This is a genomic window from Yoonia sp. (assembly GCF_014859355.1).
GTDB lineage: Bacteria > Pseudomonadota > Alphaproteobacteria > Rhodobacterales > Rhodobacteraceae > Yoonia.
The window spans coordinates 84,678-91,928 of sequence record NZ_JACUUJ010000006.1; the positions used below are offsets into that span (position 1 = coordinate 84,678).

At 55.3% G+C, this 7,251-nt stretch carries 6 protein-coding genes; 3 read left to right on the top strand and 3 right to left on the bottom strand.

Annotated elements, in window-relative coordinates; translation table 11 throughout:
- Nucleotides 1-23 precede the first annotated feature (23 nt).
- Together IBX59_RS04180 and bchF are read right to left on the bottom strand one after the other, a co-directional pair.
- Nucleotides 24-1,307 (bottom strand): ferredoxin:protochlorophyllide reductase (ATP-dependent) subunit N, encoded by a 1,284-nt coding sequence (locus IBX59_RS04180; RefSeq protein ID WP_296372719.1) that lies wholly within the window; start codon nucleotides 1,305-1,307, stop codon nucleotides 24-26.
- Complete coding sequence (gene bchF, locus IBX59_RS04185; protein WP_296372732.1) at nucleotides 1,304-1,792, bottom strand: 2-vinyl bacteriochlorophyllide hydratase; 489 nt, start codon at nucleotides 1,790-1,792, stop codon at nucleotides 1,304-1,306. The genes IBX59_RS04180 and bchF overlap by 4 nt, the downstream gene beginning before the upstream one ends.
- Before the next feature lie 301 nt (nucleotides 1,793-2,093).
- Here bchF and IBX59_RS04190 point away from each other — a divergent pair, with 301 nt between their 5' ends.
- The 3 genes from IBX59_RS04190 (at nucleotide 2,094) to IBX59_RS04200 (ending at nucleotide 6,064) form a co-directional block, all read left to right on the top strand.
- Entirely contained in the window at nucleotides 2,094-2,891 is a 798-nt protein-coding gene (locus IBX59_RS04190; protein ID WP_296372721.1) for a cobalamin B12-binding domain-containing protein, read from the top strand.
- A 35-nt stretch (nucleotides 2,892-2,926) separates the two neighbouring features.
- The gene (ppsR, locus tag IBX59_RS04195) at nucleotides 2,927-4,354 is read left to right on the top strand and encodes a transcriptional regulator PpsR (protein ID WP_296372723.1); all 1,428 of its coding nucleotides are present in this window, start codon (nucleotides 2,927-2,929) and stop codon (nucleotides 4,352-4,354) included.
- A 387-nt stretch (nucleotides 4,355-4,741) separates the two neighbouring features.
- Nucleotides 4,742-6,064, top strand: a complete 1,323-nt coding sequence (locus IBX59_RS04200; protein WP_296372725.1) for a UDP-glucose/GDP-mannose dehydrogenase family protein — start codon at nucleotides 4,742-4,744, stop codon at nucleotides 6,062-6,064.
- Between the two features lie 12 nt (nucleotides 6,065-6,076).
- Here IBX59_RS04200 and IBX59_RS04205 read toward each other — a convergent pair whose 3' ends face one another.
- Entirely contained in the window at nucleotides 6,077-6,841 is a 765-nt protein-coding gene (locus IBX59_RS04205) for a GntR family transcriptional regulator (protein ID WP_296372726.1), read from the bottom strand.
- Nucleotides 6,842-7,251: the final 410 nt, after the last annotated feature.

Genomic DNA, 7,251 nt, shown 5'->3' on the forward strand with positions numbered 1-7,251 from the left:
GGCCAAGATGAAGTTGAAATGGGTCATTCTGCGGCCTCCAGCCGAAGTGCGGCCTTGCGGCGCAGCGGGCGCGAGAAGAGACCGGCCAGATCGCCCGCCTGCTCGTAGAAATGCACCGGGGTGAAAACCAGTTCGATTGCCCATTTGGTGGACAGGCCCTCGGCCTCTAGCGGGTTGGCAAGGCCAAGGCCGCAAATCGTCAAGTCGGGGCGCGCGGCGCGGGCGCGGTCAAGTTGTTTATCCACGTCCTGCCCTTCGGAAATCTGCGGCCCGGCGGGCAGCAGATCCAGATCAGGGCCGTGCAGGGCGTCGTGGATATAAGGGCTGCCAACCTCGATAGCGGTCATACCGCATTCACGGGTCAGGAACCGGGCCAGCGGGATTTCAAGCTGGCTGTCAGGGAAGAAGAACACCGATTTACCGCGCAGCACCTCTGCCGCTTGGGCAATCGCCTTGCGGGCGCGGGCGCGAGGGGCGGCGGTGACGGCATCAAAGGTTTCTTCGCTGACGCCAAATTCCGTGGCGATGGCGCGCAGCCATGCCGTTGTGCCTTCGTCGCCAAAGGGGAACGGTGCCGACAGGTGCCGCGCGCCGCGCCGTTCAAGAGCCGCATGGGTTTCGCCCAAAAACGGCTGGACCAGCGCGAAAACGGTGTCAGGACCAATGGCGGTGGTGTCATCAATGCGGCGGGCGGGCAGCAAGCGCACCGGCCCGATGCCCAAGTCGGCCAGCAGCGCCAGCATCTGATCTTCAACCACGTCAGGCAGGGCACCGACCACCAGCAATTCGCGCGCGGTGGTGTCTTTCAGCACCGGCACCATCGAGGCAAGGCAGGCGTCTTCGCCTTCGGTAAATGTCGTCTCGATCCCCGAACCAGAGTAGTTCAGCACCCGCACATGTGGTGCGTGAAGCTGTGAAAGCCGTTCAGCGGCGCGGGACAGATCAATCTTGATCACTTCGGAGGGGCACGACCCAACAAGGAACAGCTGGCGGATATCGGGGCGGCGTTCCAGCAGGCGGGCGACCTCGCGGTCAAGCTCTTGATGGGCGTCTTTCAACCCTGCCAGATCGGTTTCTTCCAGAATCGCGGTGCCGAATCGGGGTTCGGCAAAAATCATCACGCCTGCGGCAGATTGCAGAAGGTGCGCACAGGTGCGCGACCCGACAACCAGAAAGAAGGCATCCTGCATTTTACGATGCAGCCAGATGATTCCCGTCAGGCCGCAAAATACCTCGCGCTGGCCGCGTTCTTTCAGGATCGGCGCGCTGCGGCAGCCACCGTTTGTGGGGGTCAGCGGGGCGTTCATTGGCGTGCCTCCGCATCCAGCCGCGCCATGCGCAGTTTCCACACGAACTGACCCGCGTTGATTACGTAGGCACCATAAGCCCCCAGCGCCAGATACATCAGCCCCACCGGGGCAAGCGCATCAGTCAGCAGGGCGAAAACATAAAGCAAATGCAATGCGATAACCGCAAAGCTAAATACATCTTCCCAGAAAAAGGCGGGCGCGAAAAGATACTGGCCAAAGACGACTTTTTCCCAAATGGCACCCGTCACCATAATGGTCAGCAAGACACCCGTCTTGATCATCACCGACAGGGTGGCTGCGTCGTATCCAGCCCCCGTCAAGAGGTAACGCACCACCAGCGCCAAAGAGATCAGAAAAACAAGGAATTGCACCGGGGCCAGAATACCCTGCACCAAAGTCCAGTGCGTCGCATCGCGCCTGGCGCGTTCAGCGTCAGAATAAAGCCGCCGCACTGATACAGCAGTTGGCACGTCTGTGTGCATCGTTTGGTTTGTGGCGACAGACATGTAACGGTTCCCTGACATCTTCTTGTGTCAAGATTAGGTGGCAAATATGGTGAGTGTCAACTTTAACTTACACATTTATGCGATGAATTGACAAGTTTGTCCGAAAGAGGCTATTTTCGCTTTTTACTAATTACTTTCATAGGTTTACTTTACTTTTAGCTTGGGGTTTTTTGAATAATGTCAATTTTCTTTGACATTCTTTCTTGCATAAAGGACAATGCGTGCGAATGCTGCCCGCGTATATTGAGTGCGCGGTTATCAGCCAGAGGAAGCGTGTATGGCCGATTATCGGAACATCGACGCCACGGTGTGCCAAGTTGCGCAGACATCGCAGGCCAACAGGCCAGCGGGCGAGGCAACTTTGACCATTGTCGAGGATGCCCCGCAGAATCTTGATTCCGAGGTCGTAACCAGATTGCTGCAAGCCACACAAAGCACAGACCCGTCCGATTGCACCTGCGTGATGCGGGACGCTTTGGCCAGCGGGGTTTTGCGCGAAGATATGGCAGATTTTTATATCCCGGAACTGGCCCGACAACTGGGTGCGCAATGGTGTTCGGACCAAATTGGGTTTGTGGGCGTGACGATCGGTGTCTCGCGGCTGCAAGCGATGCTGCGTGAACTGGGCCCCGTTTGGTCGCATGATCACACCGCCATAGCCGATGCGCCAGCGATCATGCTGATCGTGCCGGAAAATGCGCACCATACGCTTGGGGCCATGGTTTTGGCCGGGCAGTTGCGGCGCAAAGGCTATGCCGTGACCATCATGCTGGGTCTGTCCACTGCTGACGTGGCCATTAAGATGAAAATGGTGCGGTTTCAGGCTGTTTTTCTGTCTGCATCTCCAAGTGAAAAGCTTGAAACGCTCCGGCGGATCGTTGATGTTGTCAAAGCGTCATCGCGGCAACCGCCACCGGTGGTCATCGGCGGGTCAATATTTGAAACAATAGCTGAAAAAAGCCTAAAGGCACTGACAGGCGCGGACCATGCCACCAAAAGACCAGATGAGGCCCTAAGACGGTGCGGCCTGACTACAAAACCAAAAGACAGCATCAATTTGATGCACGAGATTTAAGCCGTGAGTTTGCAATTTAAAAAGATTCGCCGGCGATGACATCGCGCGGGACAAAATACTGGAACAGTGGTGCGATTCCGCTAATCGCGCCGGAAATTCTGGGCGATATCATTTCAGAGGTTGCAGACCTTGGCATTGTGATTTCTGATGCAGGGATCGTGCTTTCTGTGCTGGCCAATCCGGCACAAGATGCTTTTCACAAGTTGGATAATTGGGAAGGCAAGGATATCCGAGCCACCCTGAATGTGGAAAGCGTTCCAAAATTCGAGAACCGGCTCGAGTCATTTCTGGCTGGTAAAAAAGACGTGCGCCCGGTCGAACTGAACCATTCCGACGAATCAAGCCGTTGGGAATTTCCGATAAGGTATAGTTTCCACCGGATCGGTCCGGATGGGGCCATTCTGTTGCTTGGTTCAGATTTGCGGCCTATCGCGGAAATGCAGCAACAGTTGGTCAAGGCACAGCTCGCGCTGGAACGCGACTATGAAATACAGCGCGAATATGACACGCGGTTCCGGGTCTTGATGGAAAATATCGCAGATCCTGTCATGTTTGTTTCAACTCAAAGCGGCGAAATCATAGACGCCAATCCGGCGGCCTTTGCCCTGACCGACTGTGCACGCGAAAAATTGATTGGGCAGCAATTTACGTCAATCTTTGATGGCCGCAAGCGCAGTGATCTGGTGAATACACTGACAACACAGGCGATTTCCGGCCAAAGCGAATTTACAAAGACGGAATTGCGCGGCAAGGGGCAGGCTGTCACAATCAAACCTACGCTGTTCCGGGCAGCGGGAGAACGGACATTATTGTGCCGGATCGTCACACCCGACGATGGCGATGCTGCGGCCGATGACCTGAACCGCAATATGCGCGACTTTTATCACAACGCCCCCGAAGCGATTGTCTTTGCCTCTGATAATGGCGATGTGCTTTCAGCAAATGATGCCTTTATGGAAATGATTGATGTGGCCCATGACATCAATTTGCGCGGACGTAGCCTTGCTGATTTCATGCAACGGGGCAGCGTCGACTTCAAGGTCATGATCGATAACGCAAACCGTGCGGGCCGGATGCGGATGTATGTCACCAAAATTGCAGGTGAATATGGCAGCCCGCGGTCGGTTGAAATTTCGGTCACGCGCCTGCATGCAGCAGGTTACGCCATTTTTGCCTTTGTCATGCGTGATGCCGGCCAGGCGGAAACTGTGCGCACGACCGTTGCACCGACCAGCGATGACAGTATGCGGTCTGTCGCCGAACTTGTCGGCAGTGCCACACTGAAGGAGATCGTCGCCGAAACAAGCGATGTCGTCGAAAAGATGTGTATCGAAACTGCAATCAAGCTGACCATGAATAATCGGGTCGCCGCTGCCGAAATGCTGGGGCTGTCACGGCAGTCGCTTTACGTCAAACTGCGAAAATTTGATCTGTTGAGCCGCGACACCGATAGCGATAGCTAATCACCTGACGGATCAATTCCAGTTGCAATGGCATGGCGCGATATGAAGGTGGACATCACCGCAATCTGACCTGCGTTTTCAAAGAACAGGGTCGCGGGATCGACTGGCCAATTTCAAACCGTTGCCCGTTCAGACCCATGAACATCACGTGCCGCCCCCCCCCGGTGCGAAAACGACCTGCGCCCCTGCGGGAACAGGCATGGCGTCGCGGTGACGCATCAATAACGCGGCGCACAAAAGGGATTTCATGCGTCAATCTCCGGTCTTATGAAGAACATATTTATCATGCAATCACCTATCTTGGGCCGAACAGACAAGTGCAATTATCGAAACCGGCTGATAAAATGACACCAAATCATTTTGAACTTACAAGAACAGGCTTTGAACATGAAAATTGCAGTCATCGGAACAGGTTATGTCGGGCTTGTCTCGGGCGTTTGCTTTGCGGATTTCGGTCATGATATTGTCTGCGTCGATAAAGACTCGCGCAAGATTGATATGCTCGAACGGGGCGAAATACCGATCTTTGAACCTGGGCTTGATGCGATATTAGCCCGCAACACCGAAGCAGGCCGCCTTACGTTCAGCCGCGATCTGCCAACAGCCATTCAGGGGGCAGACGCCGTTTTCATTGCCGTCGGGACGCCAACGCGGCGCGGCGACGGGCATGCCGATGTGTCCTACGTTATGTCCGCCGCGGAAGAAATCGCACGCGCAGCCAAAGGCTACGTTGTGATTGTGACCAAATCAACGGTTCCGGTCGGCACCAACCGCCAGCTGGCAAATGTTGTCAGGGCCGCAAACCCCGATCTTGATTTCGATGTCGCTTCCAACCCGGAATTTCTGCGCGAAGGTGCGGCGATTGATGATTTCATGCGCCCGGACCGCGTGATCGTCGGTGTGCAAAGCGACCGCGCTGCAGCTGTGATGGCAGCAATCTATCGCCCGCTTTTCTTGCGCGATTTCCCGATCGTCACAACCGATCTGGAAAGCGCGGAAATGATCAAATATGCCGCCAATGCGTTTCTGGCAACCAAGATCACCTTTATCAACGAAATCGCCTCCCTGTGCGAACGCACCGGTGCCGATGTGAAAGAGGTTGCCAAGGGTATCGGCTATGATGGCCGGATCGGGAACAAATTCCTGCATGCCGGCCCCGGTTACGGCGGATCATGTTTTCCCAAGGATACCAAAGCGCTGGCCCGAATCGGTCAGGAAAACGGCGTGCCCATGCGAATCACTGAAACCGTGATCGAGGTGAATGAACAAATCAAACGCCAGATGATCGAAAAACTGCGCGATCTGTGTGATGACAGTTTTGCCGGGAAAATCGTCGCGGTGCTGGGTGTGACATTCAAGCCAAATACCGATGACATGCGCGAATCGCCCGCGCTGACCATTGTGCCCGCCTTACTCGGCGGCGGGGCCACTGTGCGCGTGACCGACCCCCATGGCCGCGCCGAAGGCGAGGCGCTGCTGCCGGGTGTCGCATGGGTTGAAAATGCCTATGACGCGGTAAAAGGCGCCGATCTTTTGGTCCTTCTGACCGCGTGGAACGAATTTCGCGCATTAGACTTGCGGCGGCTGGCCACCGCAATGCGCAAACCGCTCATGGCTGATTTGCGCAACATCTATGCACCGGATGATGTGTTGGATTCCGGGTTTGTCGCCTATACGTCGATCGGGCGGGCACCGCGCAAAAGACCCTGACCGCCAACCGATTCAGGGCTTCATCCCCACGCCGGTATCTGCATCAATTTGCACGAACGTCAGCCCTGAAACACCCTTGATTGTCGGGCGCTCTGAAGCAAGAAAAAATTCAAGATTGCGGTGTGCAAGCCGGGCGTGTTCACGCGCCAGCGACTCTGCCCGTGCGCCTTCACGGTTTGCAATCGCGTTCAAAATAGCCTTGTGCTGATACTGCGCAACATAAAGCGACTGCAGGGTCTTTGGTGCCAAAGCTTGATCGGACAAAAATGCGCTGGGCCCGGCCATCGGGCGTTTACTGATGCGCGCCAGTTCCGCCACCATGACAGTGCTATCGCAGAGCGCCGCAAGCTTTTGATGCAGTTTGGCGTTCAGTGCGACATAGCGGTCAAAATCGATATGCGCCACCGATTCGCCCAAGGCAATGTCAATCTCAGAAATGACAGATTCGCAAGATTCGCGTTTTTCCTTGGTGATCCCGCGTTCGGCCGCAATGCGGAAAACGGCACCTTCCATCAGGCCACGCAGGGCAATGAAATCCTGCACGTCGCGTTTGGTCAAGCTGCTGACACGGCAGCCCCCATTGGGCAACCGTTCCAGCAAGCCCTGATCAACCAGTTCGCGCATTGCTTCACGCAGCGGCGTGCGCGAAATACCCAGTTCTTCGGATAGGGCCACCTCGGACACACGGTCGCCCTGCACAAGATCACCCACAAGGATACGATCACGCAGGCCAACCAAGGCGCGTTGAAAGCTCTTTTTCTTACCAATTTCGGCCATGCCCACCCTTTTGCAAATTTGTATACATAAAAATAGTTAAAAGTTAAGAAACCGCGCCACGATTGCGATTTGTCAATGTGCAGCAAGAATTATTTAATGGTTCGCGCTGGAAAATAACCCACATGTAGACAACTAAAATCAAATCTGTGGGTGTTACAACACCAGATCAGGTTGAAAATCCAGTGGATTATGATGGCTTGGCGCGAATAGACAGGGCAACCTGCAACCAGAGCAATATTCAGACATCCACCAAAAGCGGCGGTGCACGAAATTGAACGGGATCAACCGCGTCAGTCAAATATCATCGGGCAATCAGGCCTGATGCCCGATCGTGCAACCTCCGCCCACGCCTATTGCACTGGGGCGTTTTTACTTTCCGCCCCTTGCCAGCGCGGCGACGCCTGTGCGGG